The sequence below is a fragment of the Arsukibacterium ikkense genome (assembly GCF_000987775.1).
Classification (GTDB): domain Bacteria; phylum Pseudomonadota; class Gammaproteobacteria; order Enterobacterales; family Alteromonadaceae; genus Alishewanella; species Alishewanella ikkense.
In genome coordinates this window covers 1-20,532 of the sequence record NZ_LAHO01000012.1, presented here as the reverse complement: position 1 = coordinate 20,532, position 20,532 = coordinate 1, and the positions used below count along the sequence as shown (strand labels likewise).

Annotated in this window: 19 protein-coding genes; 1 reads left to right on the top strand and 18 read right to left on the bottom strand. The window is 50.9% G+C overall.

Annotated features, from left to right (window positions below):
* Positions 1-2 precede the first annotated feature (2 nt).
* The 17 genes from WG68_RS12415 to WG68_RS19135 form a co-directional block, all read right to left on the bottom strand.
* Positions 3-1,046 carry a rod shape-determining protein gene (locus WG68_RS12415; RefSeq protein WP_019677307.1) on the bottom strand — a complete coding sequence of 348 codons (1,044 nt, stop codon included), beginning with the start codon at positions 1,044-1,046 and terminating at the stop codon, positions 3-5.
* Positions 1,047-1,269: 223 nt separating this feature from the next.
* Positions 1,270-5,238, bottom strand: coding sequence for a DUF6701 domain-containing protein (locus tag WG68_RS12410; protein ID WP_046558025.1), 3,969 nt, complete (start codon positions 5,236-5,238; stop codon positions 1,270-1,272).
* Positions 5,235-5,651 (bottom strand): PilX N-terminal domain-containing pilus assembly protein, encoded by a 417-nt coding sequence (locus WG68_RS12405; protein ID WP_046558024.1) that lies wholly within the window; start codon positions 5,649-5,651, stop codon positions 5,235-5,237. Before WG68_RS12405 ends, WG68_RS12410 begins: the two co-directional genes overlap by 4 nt.
* A complete protein-coding gene (locus WG68_RS12400) occupies positions 5,641-6,441 on the bottom strand; it encodes a PilW family protein (RefSeq protein ID WP_152663095.1) in 801 nt (266 codons plus the stop codon). Before WG68_RS12400 ends, WG68_RS12405 begins: the two co-directional genes overlap by 11 nt.
* Positions 6,441-7,022 (bottom strand): type IV pilus modification PilV family protein, encoded by a 582-nt coding sequence (locus tag WG68_RS12395; protein ID WP_046558023.1) that lies wholly within the window; start codon positions 7,020-7,022, stop codon positions 6,441-6,443. Before WG68_RS12395 ends, WG68_RS12400 begins: the two co-directional genes overlap by 1 nt.
* Positions 7,016-7,489 carry a type II secretion system protein gene (locus tag WG68_RS19985; protein ID WP_052749080.1) on the bottom strand — a complete coding sequence of 158 codons (474 nt, stop codon included), beginning with the start codon at positions 7,487-7,489 and terminating at the stop codon, positions 7,016-7,018. Before WG68_RS19985 ends, WG68_RS12395 begins: the two co-directional genes overlap by 7 nt.
* 15 nt (positions 7,490-7,504) lie before the next feature.
* Positions 7,505-8,002 carry a prepilin-type N-terminal cleavage/methylation domain-containing protein gene (locus tag WG68_RS19980; protein ID WP_046558022.1) on the bottom strand — a complete coding sequence of 166 codons (498 nt, stop codon included), beginning with the start codon at positions 8,000-8,002 and terminating at the stop codon, positions 7,505-7,507.
* A 30-nt stretch (positions 8,003-8,032) separates the two neighbouring features.
* Positions 8,033-8,605 (bottom strand): prepilin-type N-terminal cleavage/methylation domain-containing protein, encoded by a 573-nt coding sequence (locus WG68_RS19975; RefSeq protein WP_046558021.1) that lies wholly within the window; start codon positions 8,603-8,605, stop codon positions 8,033-8,035.
* 74 nt (positions 8,606-8,679) lie between these two features.
* Positions 8,680-9,897 (bottom strand): type II secretion system F family protein, encoded by a 1,218-nt coding sequence (locus WG68_RS12375; RefSeq protein ID WP_046558020.1) that lies wholly within the window; start codon positions 9,895-9,897, stop codon positions 8,680-8,682.
* Between the two features lie 2 nt (positions 9,898-9,899).
* The gene (locus WG68_RS12370) at positions 9,900-11,657 is read right to left on the bottom strand and encodes a GspE/PulE family protein (protein WP_046558019.1); all 1,758 of its coding nucleotides are present in this window, start codon (positions 11,655-11,657) and stop codon (positions 9,900-9,902) included.
* Between the two features lies 1 nt (position 11,658).
* Positions 11,659-12,720 (bottom strand): tetratricopeptide repeat protein, encoded by a 1,062-nt coding sequence (locus WG68_RS12365; RefSeq protein ID WP_046558018.1) that lies wholly within the window; start codon positions 12,718-12,720, stop codon positions 11,659-11,661.
* Positions 12,717-13,604 (bottom strand): ExeA family protein, encoded by an 888-nt coding sequence (locus WG68_RS12360; RefSeq protein WP_046558017.1) that lies wholly within the window; start codon positions 13,602-13,604, stop codon positions 12,717-12,719. The genes WG68_RS12365 and WG68_RS12360 overlap by 4 nt, the downstream gene beginning before the upstream one ends.
* A 4-nt stretch (positions 13,605-13,608) precedes the next feature.
* Positions 13,609-15,270 (bottom strand): pilus (MSHA type) biogenesis protein MshL, encoded by a 1,662-nt coding sequence (gene mshL / locus WG68_RS12355; protein WP_046558016.1) that lies wholly within the window; start codon positions 15,268-15,270, stop codon positions 13,609-13,611.
* Complete coding sequence (locus tag WG68_RS12350; protein WP_152663094.1) at positions 15,260-15,586, bottom strand: hypothetical protein; 327 nt, start codon at positions 15,584-15,586, stop codon at positions 15,260-15,262. Before WG68_RS12350 ends, mshL begins: the two co-directional genes overlap by 11 nt.
* Positions 15,564-16,214, bottom strand: a complete 651-nt coding sequence (locus tag WG68_RS12345; protein ID WP_046558015.1) for a type II secretion system protein M — start codon at positions 16,212-16,214, stop codon at positions 15,564-15,566. Before WG68_RS12345 ends, WG68_RS12350 begins: the two co-directional genes overlap by 23 nt.
* A gap of 2 nt (positions 16,215-16,216) precedes the next feature.
* A complete protein-coding gene (locus WG68_RS12340) occupies positions 16,217-16,807 on the bottom strand; it encodes a hypothetical protein (protein ID WP_046558014.1) in 591 nt (196 codons plus the stop codon).
* The gene (locus tag WG68_RS19135) at positions 16,804-17,727 is read right to left on the bottom strand and encodes a hypothetical protein (protein WP_052749078.1); all 924 of its coding nucleotides are present in this window, start codon (positions 17,725-17,727) and stop codon (positions 16,804-16,806) included. The genes WG68_RS12340 and WG68_RS19135 overlap by 4 nt, the downstream gene beginning before the upstream one ends.
* A 72-nt stretch (positions 17,728-17,799) precedes the next feature.
* On the opposite strand from WG68_RS19135, the gene WG68_RS12330 reads away from it, so the two are divergent.
* The gene (locus WG68_RS12330) at positions 17,800-18,786 is read left to right on the top strand and encodes a 1-aminocyclopropane-1-carboxylate deaminase/D-cysteine desulfhydrase (protein WP_046558013.1); all 987 of its coding nucleotides are present in this window, start codon (positions 17,800-17,802) and stop codon (positions 18,784-18,786) included.
* Here WG68_RS12330 and WG68_RS12325 read toward each other — a convergent pair.
* On the bottom strand, positions 18,746-20,377 hold the full coding sequence (locus WG68_RS12325; RefSeq protein ID WP_046558012.1) for an EAL domain-containing protein: 1,632 nt from the start codon (positions 20,375-20,377) through the stop codon (positions 18,746-18,748). The genes WG68_RS12330 and WG68_RS12325 overlap by 41 nt on opposite strands.
* Between the last annotated feature and the right edge of the window lie 155 nt (positions 20,378-20,532).

Genomic DNA, 20,532 nt, shown 5'->3' with positions numbered 1-20,532 from the left:
TATCACTCATAACTGAATACATCACCACCGTGCATATCAATCATCTCCAGCGCTTTACCACCGCCGCGGGCCACACAGGTTAACGGGTCATCCGCAACGACCACCGGAATACCGGTTTCTTCCATTAACAACCGATCTAAGTCTCGCAGCAAGGCGCCACCACCGGTTAGTACCATACCCCGCTCGGAAATATCAGACGCCAGTTCAGGCGGTGCTTGCTCCAGTGCCACCATCACCGCACTAACAATACCGGCCAGCGGCTCTTGCAGCGCTTCTAAAATTTCGTTGCTGGTCATGGTAAAGCTGCGTGGTACGCCTTCAGCCAGATTGCGGCCGCGCACTTCAATTTCCAACACATCATCACTGGGATAAGCAGAGCCAATTTCGGTTTTAATGCGCTCTGCGGTGGCTTCACCAATTAAAATGCCGTAATTACGACGAATATAGTTAACAATAGCATCGTCAAATTTGTCACCGCCAATCCGGACGGAGGAAGAATACACCACGCCATTTAGTGAGATAATGGCCACTTCGGTGGTACCGCCGCCAATATCGACCACCATAGAGCCGGTCGCTTCTGACACCGGTAGGCCAGCACCAATAGCGGCAGCCATCGGCTCGTCAATCAGGTACACCTCACGGGCACCTGCGCCCTGGGCTGACTCGCGAATGGCACGACGTTCTACCTGGGTTGAACCGCAAGGTACACATACCAGTACCCGTGGGCTTGGCCGTAAAAAACTGTTGCTGTGGGCCTGACGAATAAAATGCTGTAACATTTTCTCAGTAACATAGAAATCAGCAATAACGCCGTCTTTCATTGGCCGGATAGCCTTGATGTTGCCCGGGGTACGGCCCAGCATCCGCTTCGCCGCATGGCCGACGGCGGCGACACTTTTCGGCCCACCGGCTCGTTCCTGCCGAATGGCTACCACTGAGGGCTCGTTCAGCACTATGCCCTGATCTTTAACGTAAATCAGAGTATTGGCAGTACCTAAATCGATAGATAAATCGTTTGAAAAGAGGCCACGCAATTTATTAAACATGTAGACGCCAAATCCTATTAACAAGTACTCTGCAAGCAGCGGCACCATTGGCGGGCCAGCTACATTTAACATACCAGAGTGAAAAACCGTTACTCCGGCTATTCTAAGTAAGTCTCTGCCAAGAAAATAGCCTTTTATGACATTTTTCAGAAATTAATCAGCCATATTGCGCTGATTGTCAGAGTAGTGTGCGCTGACTTAGTTCAACAGCACGCTTTAGCCGCTAAAAACGTTCACGCCAGTAGATTTGCCGTGGGTTACCGCGATAGCGGCCGAACATAAACTCGGCCACCGGCGAGTTGGTGTAACTGCCATCGTCATTCCAGTCATATTGCAGCCATAGCGGCACCTGATAAATGGCACTGACGGTCCCCGGCTCATCCGGTGCGAGCAATACCAAGCCGCCAACCGGCGTTTTGCCGCTGCTAAGCTCAACTGCATTGGCCTGCGCTGTAGTCAGGCTATTGCTTAAATTCAGGTTACCGACACTGATCACGCTGCAATTATCGGCACTGTTGCTTTGAAAAAGACTGCCATCCCAATATTCTGCTGTTAAGTTAACCGGTAAATCGTCAAATTCCGGGCCAAAGCCATTGGCCATTTGCAAGCGACCATAGCGCATATCGGTTAACATCAGCGCGGCGGCATTACAGCTGTTATCGGCGGCACAATTACTATTAGTAACGTTAGTATCGGGGTTCGCCACCAGGCTACCGTCGGGGTCTATGATATTTAACGCCACCGTTAACGCGCTAAAGGGTCCATCGGCTGCGCCGCTGCTTTGGCGGTTAAGCCGTAACTCTGTGGTACTGAACAACTGCTGCCCCAACGCCCAGCTGCCAAAACCGCTGCTGGTTAGCCTGTTGGTTAAATCGATACCATCGTCGGCGTTTTCAGCCTGTAACAGCAAACTACTGTTGGCAAAGGCACCAAAATAATTTTGGGTGCGCTGGCCTGCAGTATTGCGGGCTGTCAGGGTGAAGCCCAGCGTAAAGGGCTGCTGCATATAACTAAAACTGCCACAAGCGGCGTCGCTGCTGATATCACTAAGGGCAAAATCAGCCGGCACAAAGCGGCCGCTTGCCTGGCCGCTGCCAGCTGGCAGCGGATCTGTCATGGTTAAATAATTCACCGGCGCCGTATTAAAGCGGAACACCCCAACTTCTGAGACGCTTTGGCCAATGCTGGTGCTGCCATTCAGCGCACGCTGATGCGAGTAACTTTGCTGGCCAAGATCGCCAGGCACACCCACAGGCGCAATTAAGCTGTGACTAAGGGCAATATTAGTCTGTTGGAAATTCGGGGTAACCGGGTTAGCGCAAATATCGGTGCTACCTTGCTGCCAGGCATGGGCACTGATGTTCAGCGGGAAAACCTCGCCAGCGCGCCGGAATACCGGGCAACTGGCATCGGCAGCCGGACAATGCCCCAGGTTTTGTATACATAGGCCTGCCGGGCGACGGATAAACTGGTCGGCACCATTTAATACCAGGCCGCTATCTTCAGTAGCAACACTGCCATTGTAACGGGCACTCAGCTGCACCTGTCCCGCATCAGCATAATTAACACTGATCAGTGCCTCGCCATTCTGGTCAAAATTAAGCGCCAGACTGGTCGGGCTGGCCGCAATTAAACTGACATTGCTGCTGTTAACCTGCAAAGGTAGTGATGCCGGCCGGGCCGCCGGGCCCGGATCAATATAGCTGCTCCAGAAACTGACAGTACGGCTGACATTGGCAAACTGCGGCACACATTGCTGCGTATTATCGCCCTGCCTTACTGCCGCCACCCTGATGTTATCAGCCGGCTGGTTGGCAATACCATCTGGCACCGCAAACACTAAACCGGCTGTAGCAAAACTGACATTACAGGCCGCGGCACTTAAGCCCCCACCACCGGCGCGGCACAGCGTTTGGCTTAGCGGCCGGGTAGTGGGCACCGAACCGCTGACCCCAATCAGCGTAGAACCTGCGGTACTGCGGCGCAGGGCAACGGTGGTGGTGCCGCCGGCAAAGTTGATGGTATTGCCGCCCACCCAGCCACCGTCAGCCAGGGTAGCCGGGCTTAGCGTGGCGGTGACCGGGTTGGTGATCAACTGGCTGCAGGCCGCATTGGCACAAGCCCGCACGGTAAAGGTTTCCGGCTTGCAGGTTAATGCCTGGCCGCTGTAATCAAACTCAAAATGGTCAATTTGCTGGCCCACAGGTGTAGATCGCAGCGCACAAATACTGAGATTGTCCAGTTCATGAATATTAGTGGAGCCGCCGGTAGAACCGGTTAATGATAGTAAAAAATTCTCCGGCACAGCAGCCTGCCCCGGTTCGGTCAGTGCATTAAATGGCTCGATCAGCGTAATAAAGCCAGTACCATGATCCCGTTCCACGGCTACTAAGGCAGAACCTGCACTGCGGGAATCCACTGTGATGCGATAGCGATGCGGATTATTTTGATTACCATCAACCCGCGGACTCAGACAACCGCCAGCAGGGTTAGTAGCGCCATTGTTACAGGTGCCCCGTAAATATCTGTAGCCAGTGGTGCCCTGCCCGGAGCCACGAATAGCAACTGATTGCTGTCGGCGACCCGGCCCGCCCGGCCCGCCTTCAGTGGAAAAGTTACCAAATTCATCCAGGCCTATACCCAGCCAGCCACCAGCAAAGCCTGATATATTCTGGTTAGCTCTGCTTCCATATCCCAGCGGCCCGCCAAAACTGCCAGGCTGCGGTGTCACAGCCGCATCCGATAACACTACCGCCAGACCATCGGCGCCGCTACCGCCATAGGCCAGATAATCAAACTCAACAATGACCAAATTATCGGCCGCCGGATATAAACGCTGATACGTCGCCGACGTTGCCTGATTACCGACGGCCTGAGTCATCCGCAAGCGGTTATTAATCACCTGCGGGGTAAAAGTACCACTGCTGCGTGCCGTCACCCAGCTGTCACTCAGGCTGGCACTATTAAAATCGTCAGCCAGACAACTCAGACAGGTATCGGAACGGCTGTTACCATCATAATTAAAACCGTCGCGTTGCAGTGAATATATCTGGCTGATTTCGTTGACCGATAACCGGTTTTGATAAACTAAAACTTCATCCATACGCCCGGTAAAAAAATCAGCAAAACTGTTCGCACTCTGCCACCAGACGCCCAGCGCAGCGCGGGTCACGACTAAGTCCCCCATCTGAGCAGTGGTGCACCCCACCAGACCTGCATTCAAGTACAGGCAGACCTCGCCACCGCTACGGGTAAAAACCAGATGCTGCCAGCTATTGGCCTGAATCGTCGGCGGATTGCTGGCAAAACTGTGATAAGTGCCTTTTATCCCGGTGCGTATGGTATTTTCCGGAGTCAGATAAAGTTCAAATTCATTATTCCTGGCGTTATTTGAAGCCGAAATGATTTCCCTGAAACCACCGGTAGTTTCAGGATTAATCCATAACGACAGAGAAAAATTGTCCAAACCATTTAATAGTGCTGCGGGCAACTCGGCTCTACTTTGCACATTGCCGGCAAAACGCACAGCCTGTTTAACGACGCCCTCAGCCCGGGACAGGTTTAAGCCGGCGCCATTATAGTTACCGGTTAATTCTGTCAGCACACTGCTGATTTCATCAAAACACTGGTCCAGCGGATAATGTGCCCGCAATACCGCGGGCGGCAACAAGGCATCGCATACTACACCGCCACTTAGCAGAGGTATCGCGGCAGGCAGGTAATTCACCGTACCAAAGTTAGCTACGGCGCCTTTTGCGGTTAAAGCACCATTGATAACACTATTATTATTAAGCTGTACTGCACCCCCTACTAACACAAAACCATTAATAACGGCGTTGTTGTTTAAAATTAAGCTACCACTGACTACCAAAATAAAATTTTGCGCTGGCCCTCCGGCATTCAGCACCACGTTATTTTCAATGGTCAGGTTACCATTTACAAACACCCGGCTTGTTGCACCGGAAGTAGTGCGGATAGTGCCATTAACAATTTGATAGTTGTCGTTATCAGCATAGTAGTAATCAATGGGCGCTAAAGGCTCAGGAAAGCTGGGATTGGGACTTGCCGGAAAAGGAATGCTTGCTGGTATCGCACTATTGCTGCGAACCGCCTGGGTCCAGATATCATCACAATTAATTGCCAGTGCATTGGCACTGATCAATAACATGAAGCTGGCGATTAACCACCTCATTGCCTGACCTCCAGCTCAATACTGCGACTGGTTATAAATTCATTGGCATTGCAGCTGGCGGTGCTTTGCAGCAAGAACAACTGGCTCAGCTCCGGGCTGGCAATAGCCCGGGCGGTGCACTGCACCTGCGCCTCGCAACCGGTTAGACCCGCGGTGGCAAAACTAAAATTCCAGCTGCTGCAATTGCTGGCACCAGCACGCGGAAACAACTCAGTTAGCGCCAATTCCATGCCACTTTGTGCGGCAAATAAGGCGCGGGTGCCCTGTACTTCGTATACCACACTGTCACTGCTGCTTAACAGAATGCGCGACAACGCCAACACGATAGCCAGCATCACCACAATAATAAATACCGCCACCACCAGCGCACTGCCCTGCTGTTTCGTTTTGGTTAAAGCCAGCTTAAGGAACATTGGGAATATGCACCTCATAGTTAAAAAACATGTCGCTGGCCTGGCTTTGGCCAAACTGCAGCAATAAATTAACCACACTATTGCGGGTTAGCACCGCATCATTAATAGCAAACCGTACCTGCTGCACATTGCCCGCCATTAAGCTGCCAACAGCAGCAGGGGGTAATGGCTGAGTGGCGTTATAACTATAGCCGCTGTAGCGACGAATACTGCCCTCTACCCCATTAAAGCAATAACTTACCGGGCTGGCCGCCAATAAATAAAACCGTTGCTCGGGCGAGTCGAGCGGAAAGCTATGGCTGCTGGCCAGTTGCACAGTGCGGGTGGCACTGTTGCCATCAGCATCGTCCTGTTCGCTGCCGCTAAGGGGTATGGTACTGCCGCTGCTGCCATAAATATCATGCAACTGGCGCGGGTAAATGGTAAAAGGCAAACCGAGGTAACTGTCCTGCCAGTTAAGCAAAGCTAAGCGCAATTCGTTACCGGCATCGGGGGCAACCGGCGCTTGCAAATAAACGCCACTGGCGACAATAGGGGCAAACTCAATACAACGCAGCAAAGGCCCGTCGGCCGCGCGAATGCTGTTGGGCGCGGCATTACGCAGTTCACGTTGCAGCCGTTCGGCGACAAAGCGGCTTTGGGTTAATACTTGTTCGCGCTCGGTGGCGTCGCTGTACATGCTGGCACCCAGGCCAATATAACTGCTGACACCCAGCGCCAGAATGGACAGCAGCACAATCACAATAGTCAGCTCTATTAAGGTAAAACCGCGCTGTATGCTGTACAACATCACCAGTTCCCTTTATAGCTGCTAAATTGCAGTTCGCTGCCAGTGGGGGTGCGCACGGTGACGGTAATCACTTTAACCTGATCAGCCACCAGGCTGATGCCGCCAACCTCGTCGGCGGCAGCATAACTGACGTTAACCCGCAGCTGATAGTTGCGATACACATCCAACAGGTCTTCTGCCAGAATATTGGTTAACAGGCTGCCATTAGCGGTAAAATTATGAAAATCGTCCACATCGTTAAAACGCAACCGGTTATCGGCATTCAGCTCGCCCGGATCTACCGGCCAACTGCCATCGGCATTTTGCACGGTGCAAGCGGGGGCACTACTTTCACCGCAGCGCAGCATACTGCCACTGCGCGGGCTTTGCTGGTCAAACGAGCGGGTCATAATATCGTTTAGCATACTCTGGCCCAGTTCAGTGGCCCGCACCTGATGCCAGGGGTCAGTGCTTTTTATGTATAAGGGCCCCAGCACCGCAGTAACCAGACTGAGCGCAATAGCCAGCACCACTATGCCGGTAATCAGCTCAATCAGGCTGAATCCTTGCTGACTGCCGGTTAACCTAAGTGGGGCTAACATAGATGAATATACCCTTCGTATTCGATACAAATAGCCAGGTTAACATTGCCCTGCACATTCACCCGACAACTGTTCTGGCATAAACGCGTGCCACCTTTGCCAATTGGCTGACCCAGGTTATTAAAATACAAATCGAGCTCAAAGGCCACCGGCCTAAGCTGAATGGTACTGCGGTCACGCGCACTAATACAGAGCCGGGTTGCGGTATTTTCGCAACCCGGGCTGCCGGCCGGATTAATGCTAAAATTGTCGACCTGAACCCCAACCGGGTTGCAACTGGTGCATTGCATCGACTGTATTTGCTGACGCTGAATTAAACTAAAAGCCTGATCGCGGTATAAATATTCGTTAGTGCCACTGCCAGAAAAAAAACGGGGCACTAAGCTAACCGCCAGTACCCCGATAATTACCAGCACCACTATTAGCTCTATTAAGGTAAAGCCTGTGTGGTGCTGCTTTTTGTTCATTACAACTCTCTGCGATTAGCAGCCTTGGCCATAAACCGTAATGACCGGCTTAACAGCAGGTCCGGTAGATTGTACATAAACCGCATGACAAGCAGTTTCTGCTGTAGTTCCCAAGGTAGAATTGGCAGTCGAAATAACTACGCTGGTAGCACCTACAGCACCAAAGCCTGGCGCATCATCAGCCGTACTAACCACAACATCCCATTCGGCAGTAGCTAGCTCAGCTGTTGCACGAATTGCGACAGGCGTCGCTACCGGATAGCCATATGCAATGTCAATTGCAGGATCAGTTAAGGTTCCCGTTTCAGCACTCTGTTTGCCAGCGATAATCGCTTTACCATACACCAATGCACCAGCCGATTCTAAAGCTCCCTTAACACCTGTCAATGTAGAGCGTTTTGCGTCAGCACCAAAATCTAAAAACTTAGGTGCAGCAGTTACTGCCAGAATACCCAGAATAACGATAACGATAATTAATTCTATTAATGTGAAACCTGCCTGATTACGTTTCATTGGTTTACCTCAAACTTCAAATATAAAAACTTAGTTAATGATGACTGCGACAGCACCCAATTGAGCATTGTATGTAAATAGTCGTCCCTCTGTTGTAGCGGTCGGTCTGTTAGCCAGCGCTGATCTCAAATAATAACGACATTCCCCCCCTGTGCCATCAACATACAAGTCTGTTGTTAATGCTTCATATCCGGCCTGGTCTGCCGCGGTAGCTGCGGAAGCAGAACCTGCCTGGAACAACGAATTATAGGCTGCCAGGCAACTGGCCGGAGACATCGCTGTTGCAACAGTCGCCGAAGCCAGCGCGCCACCAACTGGATAGCCAAAACGAGAGTCGACCGTAATAGTGTAAGGACTTGCCGTATTTGCGCTGCTTAACTCAACCAGGTTAGTTGCAGTATTTACTGGCCTGCCATCAATTTCCCACTGCGCCCGGGTTATCCCTATCGCACTGGCAAAACCGCCAGCAATACCCTCAAGGGATGCTGTTGTTGCCCGTTCTTCGAGATTTAAAAACCGCGGTAAGGCGGTAGCGGCCAGCAGGCCAAGAATAATAATGACTATTACCAATTCTATTAAGGTAAAGCCTGTTTGCTTTTTCATCGTTGTCTCTCCCAAGCACTTGTATTAATAAGTATATCGTTAATTATTGTTATTAGCTTAATTTGTGGCAAAGATTAACCGCCTTTGTAAGCATTTAGCATATCCCACATGGGGGTAAAAATTCCTAACGCCAGTAATAGCACCATAGCCGCTACTATGGCAATTAAGATTGGCTCTATTTTTGCGGTCAGGCTTTTTAAATCAAACGCCACTTCGCGCTCATAAAAGCCGGCCACTTCGGTGAGCATTTCATCCATTTGGCCGGTTTCCTCACCTACTGACACCATTTGTAATACCAGATCCGTAAACATACCACTTTGCTGCGACACCCGCAGCAAGCTTTCGCCCCGCTCAATACTGCGCCGCATTTCCCGGATCTTATCTCCAAGATAGTCGTTATCGACCGCTTCGGCAACCAGACTTAGTGCCGTGGTAATAGGTACCCCGGCTTTTAGCATCATCGAAAAGCTACGGGCAAAGCGCCCCAGCGTAGCGCGGTTGACAATGCTACCTATAATGGGCACTTTAAGTTGCCAGCGGCCCCAGCGCAGTTTACCGGCGGGGGTTTGTAAGTAAAAACTTACTGCAAAAATACTGGCGATAACGCACAGCAGTAACAATGGCCAGAAATTAATAAAAAACGCCGAACTGGCCAGCAATATCTGGGTAGACCAGGGCAGCTCGGCATTAAAGCGGGCGAACATATTGGCAAACTGCGGAATAACAAAAATATTCAGCACCACCATTGCTACCACCAGCGCAATTAACACAAAAATAGGGTAGCGGGTGGCCTGCTTAATTTGTTTGCGGGTTTCCAGCTCCTGCTCAAAATAGTAGGTAAGCTGTAAAAAGGCATCATCAAGCCGGCCGGTATTTTCGCCCACATGCACCAGACTAACGATCAGCCGGTTAAACACCTTAGGGTGGCTGGCCATTGCCACCGATAAACTACGGCCGTTTTCCAGCTCGCTGGCCAGTGCATTCATCACCTGACGCAACCGCGCTGAGCCCGTGCTTTCGGCCAGGCTTTTAATCGCCCGGATAATCGGAATACCGGCTTTCATCAGTGAATACATTTGCCGGGAAAAGATAATCAGCTCTGTCAGGCTGACTTTGGCTTGCCACAGCTCAAATTTAATGGTGTTGTCGGTTGCCACCACAGCTTCAATACTTAACGGAATATAGCGGCGCTGCTTTAACATATCGGCTGCAGCTGCCTGACTACCGGCTTCCAGCTGGCCACTGACAGCGTTGCCACTGGCATCCCGTGCTTTGTACTGAAAGCTGGCCATCGTTAACTTTCCTCTTCCAGACTAAGCGGCGTATCGGCCAATGGCGGTACTTCAGGTTCGGTCTCCAGATATTCAGATACCCTGATCACCTCTTCCAGGGTGGTTACTCCTTGCTGCGCATAGTCCAGCGCCATTTTCCCCAGACTAACAAAGTCGTCGCTATGATAAGCCAGATTACTAAAACCTTCGATGTCGGAGCGGCGCAGTGCATCGGCCAGCGGCTTGGTGATCACCAGCAACTCAAATACCCCCAGCCGCCCTTTGTAGCCAGTGTGGTTGCATGACTGACAACCGACACCCTGCCAGTAGCGGGCTTGTTCATTGGTTTTATGATGTCTCAGCCAGTTTTGCTCCAGCTCGTCGGGCTGGTGCGGCTGTTTGCAGTAGTCGCATAACCGGCGCACCAGGCGCTGGGCAATAATAGCCCGCAACGCGCTGGCTACCAAATAAGGTGCCGCACCCATATCAATTAAACGCAGGGTACTGGAGACGGCATCGTTGGTGTGTAAGGTAGACAACACCAGATGGCCGGTTAGGGCGCCCCGTAAACCCATTTCAGCGGTTTCCTGATCGCGCATTTCACCCACCATAATAATATCCGGGTCTTGCCGTAAGGTGGTACGCAGTACATTGCTGAATGTCAGGCCAATTTTATGATTTACCTGCACCTGATTAATCCGTGGCAAGCGGTATTCAACCGGATCTTCCACGGTAATAATTTTACTGCCGGCTTTGTTCAGTTCACTCAGCACGCCATACAAGGTGGTGGTTTTACCCGAGCCGGTTGGGCCGGTAACCAAAATCATGCCATGCGGGCTTTGCACGATGCGCCGCAGCCTGGCTAACATTGGGCCCGGGATACCGGTATCTTCCATTTTCAGCAAGCCGGCCGACTGGTCCAGCAAGCGCATTACTACCGACTCGCCGTACTGTACCGGCATGGTCGACATCCGGATATCAATTTTGTGTTGTTTGACGGTAATTTGAAACCGGCCATCCTGCGGCAGCCGCTTTTCGGAAATATCCAGGCTGGCCATCAGTTTCAGGCGCAAAACCAGCGCCGCTGCGATACTCACTTCGTTTAAGGTGCTTTCCTGCAAAATGCCGTCGACCCGCTGGCGAATGCGCAGTACTTTTTCATCCGGTTCAATATGAATATCTGAAGCCTTTACCTGTACCGCATCTTCAAAAATGGAGCGTAATAACTTGGCAATGGTATTGTCGGTTTCTTCGCGGTTTTCTTCTGCCAGCAGGGCGTCTTCAGTGTCGCTGCTATGCTCTTGCTTTAACTGGGTGGCAAAGTTTTCAATGTCTTTAGTACGCCGGTACAGCGAGTCAAAGGCATCCAGTAACTGGCTTTCCCGTACCACGGCAATTTTAATTTCCCGTGGCGCCAGCAGGGGGGCTATCTGGTCCAGTATTGCTAAGTCGGCCGGATCATTCATCCCCAGTAACACCGAGTCGCCCATATCCTCAATCACCAGTGCCCGAAACCTGCGGGCATGCACTTCAGCCAGCAGCTGCGCTGCTTTGGGATCAATTTTACGCTGGGCAATGTCTAAAAAAGGCACCTGCAGCTGCTGGGCTAAAAACTGTAACAGTTGCTGCTCTGACAAAAACTGCATTTCAATCAGGGTGGCACCCAGTTTACGGCCACTACTCTTCTGGCGCGCCAGCGCCTGCTCCAGCTGAGCCTCGGTAATAATGTGTTCGTGCACCAGTAAATCGCCTAGGCGCATCTTAAGCTTGGGTTTTTGCATACTAGGGTTCTGTTGCCTTAAGCCGTTGTTGAATAAAGTCGTGGCTGCTTGCCGATAATGCCTGCCGGTATTGCCAGGCTTTCTGATAATACTGGTTTGCCTGCAACGGCTGGCCCAGCTGCTCACTGCTAAGGGCGGCACCAAGGCTCCAACGCGCCTGCTCAGGTTGCAGCTGAGCTAAGCGCTGATACCAGCTAAGTGCAGCGGCAAACTGTTCTAACTGTTGTAACACAGTGGCTTTGAAGCCAAAGTACTCGGGCTCTGCGGCCAGTTCAAACTGATCCGGCAAAAACGCCAGTGCTTGCTGCCATTGACCTTGCCGAACCGCCAGTTGCGCCAGCTGCAGATTGATTTCTGCACTTTGCACCCCTTGTTGTCGCGCCTGCAATAATACCTGGCGGGCTGTGACCATCTGCTGTTGTTGCAGCCAGAGCCTGGCCAGATTAAGGTAAGCTTCCGGCTCAGCGGGCTGCTGCGCTGCAATCTGCTGCCAGATAGCAATGGCAGCGCTGGTATCGCCGGCGGCTTCACTGGCATTGGCCCGTAATTGCATGTTTTGTTGCTGCTCACCAGCGCTAAGATGCTGTTTTTCTATAGTGGCTTGTGGTTTGACCGCAGCTGGCCGCGTTACTGTCAGTAGTGGCTGCTGTGTTCTAGTTGCCGGTAAGCCTGGCGGCGTGGCAGCCTCTGCTTTAGTTGGCCCGCTATTAAGTGCCGCCACAATTTGGGCAGGCCCAGCACTGCCAATAGCTGTCAACTGGCGGTTATCCGTCACCATCTGAGCGGTTAACGTTGCCGTTTCTTGCTTAATTGATGTAGCCATCGCCAGCACAGGCTGGTTTGGCAAAGTCTGGCCGGGCTCTGCGCTTAATAACGGACGCTGCGCTAGCGCTGGTAGCAGCCACAACCACGCCAACAGCACCAGGCAAACCACTGGTAGCGCCAGCCACAGATACCAGGCTTTAGCGTTAGAGTGTGGCTGGGGAGCCATGGTATTTGGCCTGACCGCCGCCGGTTGCTGCCGCTGCTCTAAGTCTTGCAGCATTTTATTAATAACACTCATCGCAGCAGCCAGGCGTAACAGGCGGCGCTGAATATTGTCGCGCCAGCCAACAGCCAGGGATAACGCCGATGCGCTGGCCGGGTATCGTCTGTATCCATAGCGGCGAACCGGATATGCCGGGCACTTACCCCGCTTTTCCCCTCGCCGTATGCCAGCATCAGGCCTTTATGCGCCAACAAATTAACTAGCCGCGGAATGCCGCGGCTATAGCGGCTGATCGCCGCCAGCGCAAAACGATTAAACAAAGCGGGTGTGGCGCCGGCGATCTGTAAACGCTGCCGCACATAATAACGAATTTGCGCGCTCGACATCACAGGTAGCAGATAAGCAAATGAAATACGCTGACGCAACTGGCGAAACTGCTGACTGGCTAACCGCTGGTCCAGCTCTGGCTGGCCAAACAACACCACTTGCAATAATTTGCGCCGTTCTGTTTCCAGGTTAGTCAGTAACCGTAGCGATTCCAGCGTATCGTCAGGCAAGGCCTGCGCTTCATCAATAATAAGAATAATTTTTTTACCGTTTTGCGCCAGCAGGATCAGCTGTCGTTGCAGTAATTGCAGTAACTGGCTGGCATCAATATTGGCAGAGTATTTCAGACCCAGTTCAGCAGCCAGCGCCCAGCGCAACTCGAACGGGGTAACGCTGGGATCAGGCAAATAGGCCAGCTGCCAGTCGGGCGGAGCCTGCTTTAATAACAACCGGCATAACAAGGTTTTGCCGGTACCCACTTCGCCGGTAACTTTGATAAAGCCCTCACCGGCGTTTAACGCAGTATTCAGTACCGCTAACGCCGCCTGATGCTGGGGTAAGCCAACATAAAACTGGGTATCGGGCGTTAATGAAAACGGCGTTAAGGCCAGATTAAAGTGGGCTGCATACATAAACTTAGCGCTCAGGATACCAGTCGTTGATTAACTCAGCCGACTGCTGCAGCTGTTGTTGCCAGACCCCGTTGCCGACCACTGTCGGTTTTAACAAGATCACCAACTCCTTCTTGCGCTCAATTTTGTTTTTACTGGTAAACAACTGCCCTATTAAGGGTATCGCACCCAGCACCGGGGTGCGCGACACGCTGTCACTGGTCACCGTTTGCATCAGGCCACCAATCACTACTATTTCGCCGCTTTGAGCTTTGATTATGGTATCAGATTCACGAATGTTGCTTTGCGCCAACGGCAGTACTATTTGCTCATTGCTAAAACGGATAGTTTTGCTTTGCTCTGAGGTTTCGGTAACTGAAGGGTGAACATGCAGAATAACATTGCCGTGCTGATCTATCTGCGGTGTAACATCCAGTGCAATACCTGAGAAAAAAGGTTGCAGCGAAATATTGGGTGAGGTGGTGGTAGCACCTGTGCCGGCGATAGTGGTATTGCTGGTGACATCAGTCACAAAGTATTCGTCCTGCCCCACTTTAATGACCGCTTTCTGGTTATTCATAGCGGTAACCCGTGGGCTGGACAGCACCTGAGCATTACCCTGGGTTTCCAGTAAATTTATCACGCCGCTAAAATCAGCATTGCTGAAGGAGATTGCGGTAACCCCCCCTAAGTTTGTCGTCGTCGGATTAGTTGGAATAACCCCTGAGGTGGTAAAGTTAAAACTGGTAGAGCCAATAGTGGCCAGCGCGTTTTGCCAGTTGATGCCTTGCTGATACTCATCACTCAGCGTCACTTCAATGATTTTCGCTTCCAGCACAACCTGACGCTGCAACTGCAGCTCTGACTGGCCTAAAAAGGCTTTCACCGCGGCAATTTCATCTGGCATACCGCGCACAGTCACCAGGCCGGCCTGCGGGCTCACCACGACCATTCGTTGCGGCCCCTCGCCCAACACGCCTTCCACTGCCTCTTTTAGATTACTCCAGAAGTCAGTACGGCTTTCACTTTGAATCGAGCTGCCATTAAATTGCTGCTGACTATTTTGGTTCTGGTTGTTTCCGTTGTTACCAAGCGGGCTGTTCAATCCACTATTATTAGCTGAGTTCTGATTGCCACGATTATTATTGTTTTGGTTATTGCTATCCTGCGATACCCCGCCAGAATTTACTGAAATTGACGAGAAGCCGCTGCGCTGCAGCATTAAATAATTAACGGCAATTGTTTCAGTACGTAAGCCGGCCGGATAAACCTGATACACCATACCCTGACGCCGGATATCAAAACCATATAACGATTGCACTATTGCCAGGGTTTCCGCCAGGGTTACCTGCTTTAATTGCAAGCTAATGATGCCGCTGATACTGGGATGAACCACCAGGCTGTATGGTGTGTCGTGAACGATAGAATGAAAAAAGTCATTCAGTGCCACATCAGACGCAGAAACATTAAAACGCGGCTCATTACTGACTATCGCGGCGGCTGGCCGGGCCAGTAAATCCTGCGTAACCGCAGCCGGAATGGCCAGCGCTGGTTTCGCCGGTTCAGCGGCAGGTTGCAGCGCTTGTTTTGCCGCTGTTGGCCCAGCACTGGGCTGCAATGCCTGGCAAGCAGTTAATAACAAAACACTGCTGATAACACTTAAGCTTAAACGGGTATTATTTATCATAATTTTTTATCGTTTTATTATGTAACTGCAAAATTCGCTGCTCATCCCCGCGCTTCAGCACAACAGTTGCGGCACTGATTTCGAAAAGGGTATAGCCCTGATACTGCTCACCAAGCTGCAGTAAGCGGCCATTGATAATCGCCGTTTTGCCGGCATTGGTATCCTGGATAAGCTGCAACCTTAAGGTCTCCGGGCCGCTGGTTACCGACGAGCTACTGGCATAGCTGGCTTGAAAACCACTGGCCGGCCGCGTTGGGTCGGCCTGGCTGGCAAACGCCATGCACAAAATGACACTACAGCTGAATAAAGTTTTCATTTTCACTCACTGTAATAAATTCAATACTGATGTCAGCTGACGGGTGTTCCGTGACCCGATAATCTAATTGTTGCCATTGCACCAGCCAGGGGAGTTGCTCCAGTTCAGCTAGCAACCGTTGCACGGTACCATAAGCGCCACTGACCTCCAGAGTGGTTTTATGCTGATACAATAAAGGCGCCTCACCCACAAGCTGCCCTGCCAGCGCGACGGGTACTGCTGTCGAAGTCGATAATGATTTCAGCTTGAGTTGCTGACTTTTGCTAAGGATCTCGCGTAGCAAAGCCAGCATTTGCTCAGCGCCGATAAATAAACCGCTCTGGTTCTGGCGCTGCATGACCAGCTCTGCTTGTTGCTGATGCAGCGTAACAAGTTCTGCACGCAGCGGCTGCTCAATATCAACGGCTAATTGCTGCTGTAACAGTTGCAGTTGCTGCTGCACTTGCTGTTGTTGCAGCACCAGCTTACGCTGATCGCCCTGCAACTGTTGCCGATGCTGCCAGTTTGGTTCCAGCAAATACATCAATAGTAACCAGGCCAACAATAAGATTGAACCAAAATAAATCAGCCGTTTCTCTCTCAGTTGCAGGGCCTGATAGCGTTGGTTAAGCTGTTGCCAGTTCGCCATATTCAGTCCCCCTGCTCAGCAATCAAATGAAATTGCACCGCTTGTTGCTCTGGTAATTGAAGTAAACGCAACTCATTAAAGCGCTGCCCTTTAAAATAGTCAAAATGGCGCAGACTTTCCAACCAGCCAGGCACGGCGGCCGGTGCCAGCGTTAAACCTTGTAATTCGCTGCTGCCAGGCCGAAGTATAAATCGCGTTAACCACAGGCTATTAATATCGGCTGCAGTAAATTGTTGCAATACTTTACTAAAAGCGTAGTCGGCGCGCACTTGCTGCGCTGCCAGGTAGTGCTGCAGCGCTATCTGCTGCTCTACTTTGCGCTTAAGCTGATCCCGCTCTGCCACCAGTGCGGCCGCAGGCTGACGTTGCAACAGTGCTTGTTGCAACAACCCCAGCTGTTCTTGCTGGCGCTGTAGTTGCTGCTCTACCTGCTTATTTTGCTGTAATTGCTGATGCTGTTGCCACTGCATGCCGCCCCAGGCTAACAGGCTAATAACTACCACCACCAGCATCACGCCAAACAGCGATGCTAACGCCAGGCTTTCTATGCGCGGCTGTATGCTGGCCTGATACAGATTTATCCGCTGCTTCATACTGCCGGCTCCTCAGCTGGGCTGGCTAAAGCGGCAATAGCCGGCCAAAACTCATTGACATCAAGCTCAGCCGCCCATTGCAATGTCGGTTTCAACCGTAGCGCCTGCACCTGACTGAAGCCAGCCTGGTGGAACAGTGGTACTAAATCGGTGCGGTCTGAACCACTGCACAACAGATGAATACTGCGAACCGGCGGCAGCTTAAGCTGGCTTTCGATATAATCCATTGAACGTTGAATTTCCAGCAGCAGATTGTCAAACACCCCCTGCTGCAATTCAGGCTCGCTGTATTGATGCAAACGGTTAAAACCACGTAAGCGCCGGGAGAATTGCAACTGGCCTTGCCGAATAACTTGCAGCAAAACGTCTTGCTCAGGTTGATGCATCAGGACCAGAGCAGCATGATCGCCATATTCCAGCAACGCATGAATCAACCACTCTTCAATTAAAATCTGTTGCAAATTCAGCTTGTCGCGACTAACAATTGCCACCAGTTCCTGCAATTGACTTTTCACCGCAACAACAACATTGATTTTGGCAGGCTGGCCAGGCGCCGCTGGTAAATCAATGTAATCAAGTACCAGTTCTTCCAGGGCAATGTCAGTCATGTCTTTTACCTGCCACGGTAATGCAGCACGCAGTTCTTGCTCTGTTAATGCTGGTTTTTCCAATTGCACTATCTGATACATGGACGGTGGGATAATAACAGTAAGCGACATCGCTTTGCTGACATGAACCAGAGCGTGCTGAACCGCCAGTTGCCAGTTACCCTGTTTGACCGGCTGAATCTGTGCGGTAGCCATTTTACCTGAGGCAGGCTGCAGCAGCAGCTGTATTTCATGCTCACGAATATGCAACACGGCGACACCTGCTGCGCTATTCTGGCCCAACCTGATATGTTGCAAAATTTTAGCTAACATCTTAATGCTATTTAACCCTGATATCGGTTTATAATACCAGCCACTTTTTATTCAAAATTGCCAGTCTGTTTTATGTTATTGCCAACCTGTCACGCAACAATACCTGCTGCTCGCTGGCACCAGATTATTGAACCACTAACTGCAGCTGCTAAGGTTGAACTTTGGTTATATTGCCCTGTTACGGCAGAGCCTATGATATCTGGTAATAAATGGATGAAATTACAATATCATATAAATCTGATCCAGCAACAGCAATATCGCGGCTTTGTCACTTTTGGCGGGGCCTTCTCCAACCATCTGGCTGCCAGTGCTACAGCTGCAAAGCTGGCGGGGGTTTCAGCAACAGCTTATGTCAGGGCTGATACCATAGACCCTGATAATCCGACACTGCGCTACTGTCAGCAGCAAGGTATGCTCTTGCTGGCTACTGACCGCGCAACATATCGGCGTCGCCAGCAAACAGATTTTCTGGCCATACTGGCAAAGCGCCATCCAAACTGTTTAATCATCCCTGAGGGTGGCAGTTCTACCCTGGGCGCACAGGGCATTGCCAGCGCAGACCTCGGCAATACACCCGCCGGGCCTGCCAATATTCTTGCTACTGCTACTGCCAGCGGCGGTACTCTGGCTGGTTTAATTATGGCAAACAGCCAGGCAACGAAGATGAATAATCAGGTAAAAGACATCATAGGTCTCGCCGTATTAAACGATAGCGGCTTACATGACAAAGTTGCTCAATTGCTGCCAGCCTGCTTTGCCATGGCTGCACCATGGCGGATTATCGCCACAGCAACGGGCCATCGTTATGCAAAATGTCCTGGCGAGCACATTGAGTTTTGTTGCCAGTTTACCGCCAGGCACGGTATTGCAATTGAACCGATTTACACTGGCAGAGCACTGTATAAACTGTATCAGATGATTGCAGCAGGAGAGTTTGCCCCAGGCAGCAGAATAAGCTTCTTTCATACCGGCGGCATGCAAGGCCTGGCGGGCTTACTTTACCGCAAGTTAATCAGCTTCAAGCATTACCAGTTACTATCTGCGGCAGCGGCTGACTAAAATAAAAACCCTGACCTCCGGCAACGCCGAGCTTTTGCAACGCTTGCCATTCAGCAGCCAACTCGACCCCGGTACCAATAACCCGGATGCCACGTTCTGCAAAATGCGAGATTAATCCCCTGACAAACAACTGTTGTTCCAGGTGTTGATCTATATTGCGAACGACTGACGGATGTAACTTAGCAGATTCAATAGCTAAATCATCTGCATAAGGCGGAATATCAATAGTCAGTCCTACCTGATCTACCACCAGCGAAAAACCAAGGTTTATTACTTTATCTAACACAGGCTTTAACTTGTCGTAGTAGCGGATAAGGTGATGCTCAGCTAACTCGAGTGCCAGCTGAGACGGTTCTAGCTGACCAGCAAGCACCAGCTGCTCAAGCCACTGCAACCAGTCTTTGTTCAATAACGAATGTGCGTTAACGTTAACGCTACAACGAATAGCACTTCGGCTTTCCAGAGAGCCCAGTTTAGCTGCGCGTAATAAAACATGCTGATCAATCTGTAACGTTAAGCCACAGCTGTACGCCATTGGCAGAAAAATAGCTGCCGGGATAGTTTCGCCTTCAGAGCTTTGCAACCTAACCAGCACTTCCTGCTGCAATAATTCCTGATCTTGCCAGGAAAAAACTGGCTGAAAGCTCAAACTAAAGCGATGTTGAGTCAGAGCCTTGGTCAGCTCTGAGCGCCACCAGACTGATCCTTTAGCTGCGGGTTTCTTCTCTGGCTCAAAGCCAAAAGCACTGTTGTGACCATATAACTGCGCAGTACGCAGCGCCATATCGGCTTCTGACAACAACTGATAGGTTGTTTGATCTCGCTGATAAGCGACGTACCCTATATGAACAAAATCAGAACTCAGATAGTTAGCAAAACAGTTCGCTCGCCCCATCGCTACCACCAGCGTATCGGCCAGATTAGCCATCTCTCTCTCCGAGACACCGGACAGCAGTAACACTAAATCATTGTCAGAAAGCCGGGCAAGGATCCTGTCCTGATAAGGTTCACAATAACTATTGATCACTTCAACACAGGCTTTTAGGCAGGCCAGTTGCTTAACTGCACTAACACTATGGCCAGGGTGTGATACTTCGATGATAAATAAGGCACCGCTTCCTTCTTCAGAAACATCACTTAAAAAATGCTGCAGTTTGCTTTCAAAGAAAATCCGGTTACCTATAGCCAACTCGTGATCAATCAGGCCCTGCACTCTGACCAGATGGCGTACTTCGTGATCGCGCCGAATATAGTTCAGCAGACGAATATTAATTTTCTCTAACCGGATGTCTGGAGTTAAGTCAGCACGCTGGGTTAATTCCAGCCGTTCTTCCAGGCGTTTGATCGCGTGATCGACTTGTAAAACCGTAGTTGCCAACGAGCGGCGATGACGCTGTACAGCATAAAATAAGCCTGCGAGGAAAATAATAAGAGTGACATTAAACAACAGAATTAGCTGCCAGCTTGCCAAGCTGACTAATGCAGAAACGTGTGCCAGACCAAATAAAACATTGGCAAATATCAGGCAGGAAGCCAGAATAATTAACCAGCTGGAATAGGTTTTTTGTTTGAATAACCGGGCAAGTGACACGAGCAACTCCTTTTACTGTCGATACAGTGTTGTCTTAATTCGCTGCTTTGTCTAGATATTAGCCATTATTTATGGTGTAACTATACGCAATCGCAATGCAAAAAGCCCACTCGACTGAGTGGGCTCTTTGGCTTAATTGGGAGCCTGGCGGTGTA

What these genes read in the sequence shown, in the direction of transcription:
- WG68_RS12360 (WP_046558017.1), bottom strand. Translation starts at nt 13,604, where the DNA reads ATGTATGCAGCCCACTTTAATCTGGCCTTAACGCCGTTTTCATTAACG.
- WG68_RS19980 (WP_046558022.1), bottom strand. Translation starts at nt 8,002, where the DNA reads ATGAAACGTAATCAGGCAGGTTTCACATTAATAGAATTAATTATCGTT.
- WG68_RS12345 (WP_046558015.1), bottom strand. Translation starts at nt 16,214, where the DNA reads ATGGCGAACTGGCAACAGCTTAACCAACGCTATCAGGCCCTGCAACTG.
- WG68_RS12350 (WP_152663094.1), bottom strand. Translation starts at nt 15,586, where the DNA reads ATGAAAACTTTATTCAGCTGTAGTGTCATTTTGTGCATGGCGTTTGCC.
- mshL (WP_046558016.1), bottom strand. Translation starts at nt 15,270, where the DNA reads ATGATAAATAATACCCGTTTAAGCTTAAGTGTTATCAGCAGTGTTTTG.
- WG68_RS12410 (WP_046558025.1), bottom strand. Translation starts at nt 5,238, where the DNA reads ATGAGGTGGTTAATCGCCAGCTTCATGTTATTGATCAGTGCCAATGCA.
- WG68_RS19135 (WP_052749078.1), bottom strand. Translation starts at nt 17,727, where the DNA reads ATGTTAGCTAAAATTTTGCAACATATCAGGTTGGGCCAGAATAGCGCA.
- WG68_RS12340 (WP_046558014.1), bottom strand. Translation starts at nt 16,807, where the DNA reads ATGAAGCAGCGGATAAATCTGTATCAGGCCAGCATACAGCCGCGCATA.
- WG68_RS12370 (WP_046558019.1), bottom strand. Translation starts at nt 11,657, where the DNA reads ATGCAAAAACCCAAGCTTAAGATGCGCCTAGGCGATTTACTGGTGCAC.
- WG68_RS12415 (WP_019677307.1), bottom strand. Translation starts at nt 1,046, where the DNA reads ATGTTTAATAAATTGCGTGGCCTCTTTTCAAACGATTTATCTATCGAT.
- WG68_RS19985 (WP_052749080.1), bottom strand. Translation starts at nt 7,489, where the DNA reads ATGAACAAAAAGCAGCACCACACAGGCTTTACCTTAATAGAGCTAATA.
- WG68_RS12375 (WP_046558020.1), bottom strand. Translation starts at nt 9,897, where the DNA reads ATGGCCAGCTTTCAGTACAAAGCACGGGATGCCAGTGGCAACGCTGTC.
- WG68_RS12405 (WP_046558024.1), bottom strand. Translation starts at nt 5,651, where the DNA reads ATGTTCCTTAAGCTGGCTTTAACCAAAACGAAACAGCAGGGCAGTGCG.
- WG68_RS12330 (WP_046558013.1), top strand. Translation starts at nt 17,800, where the DNA reads ATGTTATTGCCAACCTGTCACGCAACAATACCTGCTGCTCGCTGGCAC.
- WG68_RS12400 (WP_152663095.1), bottom strand. Translation starts at nt 6,441, where the DNA reads ATGTTGTACAGCATACAGCGCGGTTTTACCTTAATAGAGCTGACTATT.
- WG68_RS12395 (WP_046558023.1), bottom strand. Translation starts at nt 7,022, where the DNA reads ATGTTAGCCCCACTTAGGTTAACCGGCAGTCAGCAAGGATTCAGCCTG.
- WG68_RS12365 (WP_046558018.1), bottom strand. Translation starts at nt 12,720, where the DNA reads ATGAGTGTTATTAATAAAATGCTGCAAGACTTAGAGCAGCGGCAGCAA.
- WG68_RS19975 (WP_046558021.1), bottom strand. Translation starts at nt 8,605, where the DNA reads ATGAAAAAGCAAACAGGCTTTACCTTAATAGAATTGGTAATAGTCATT.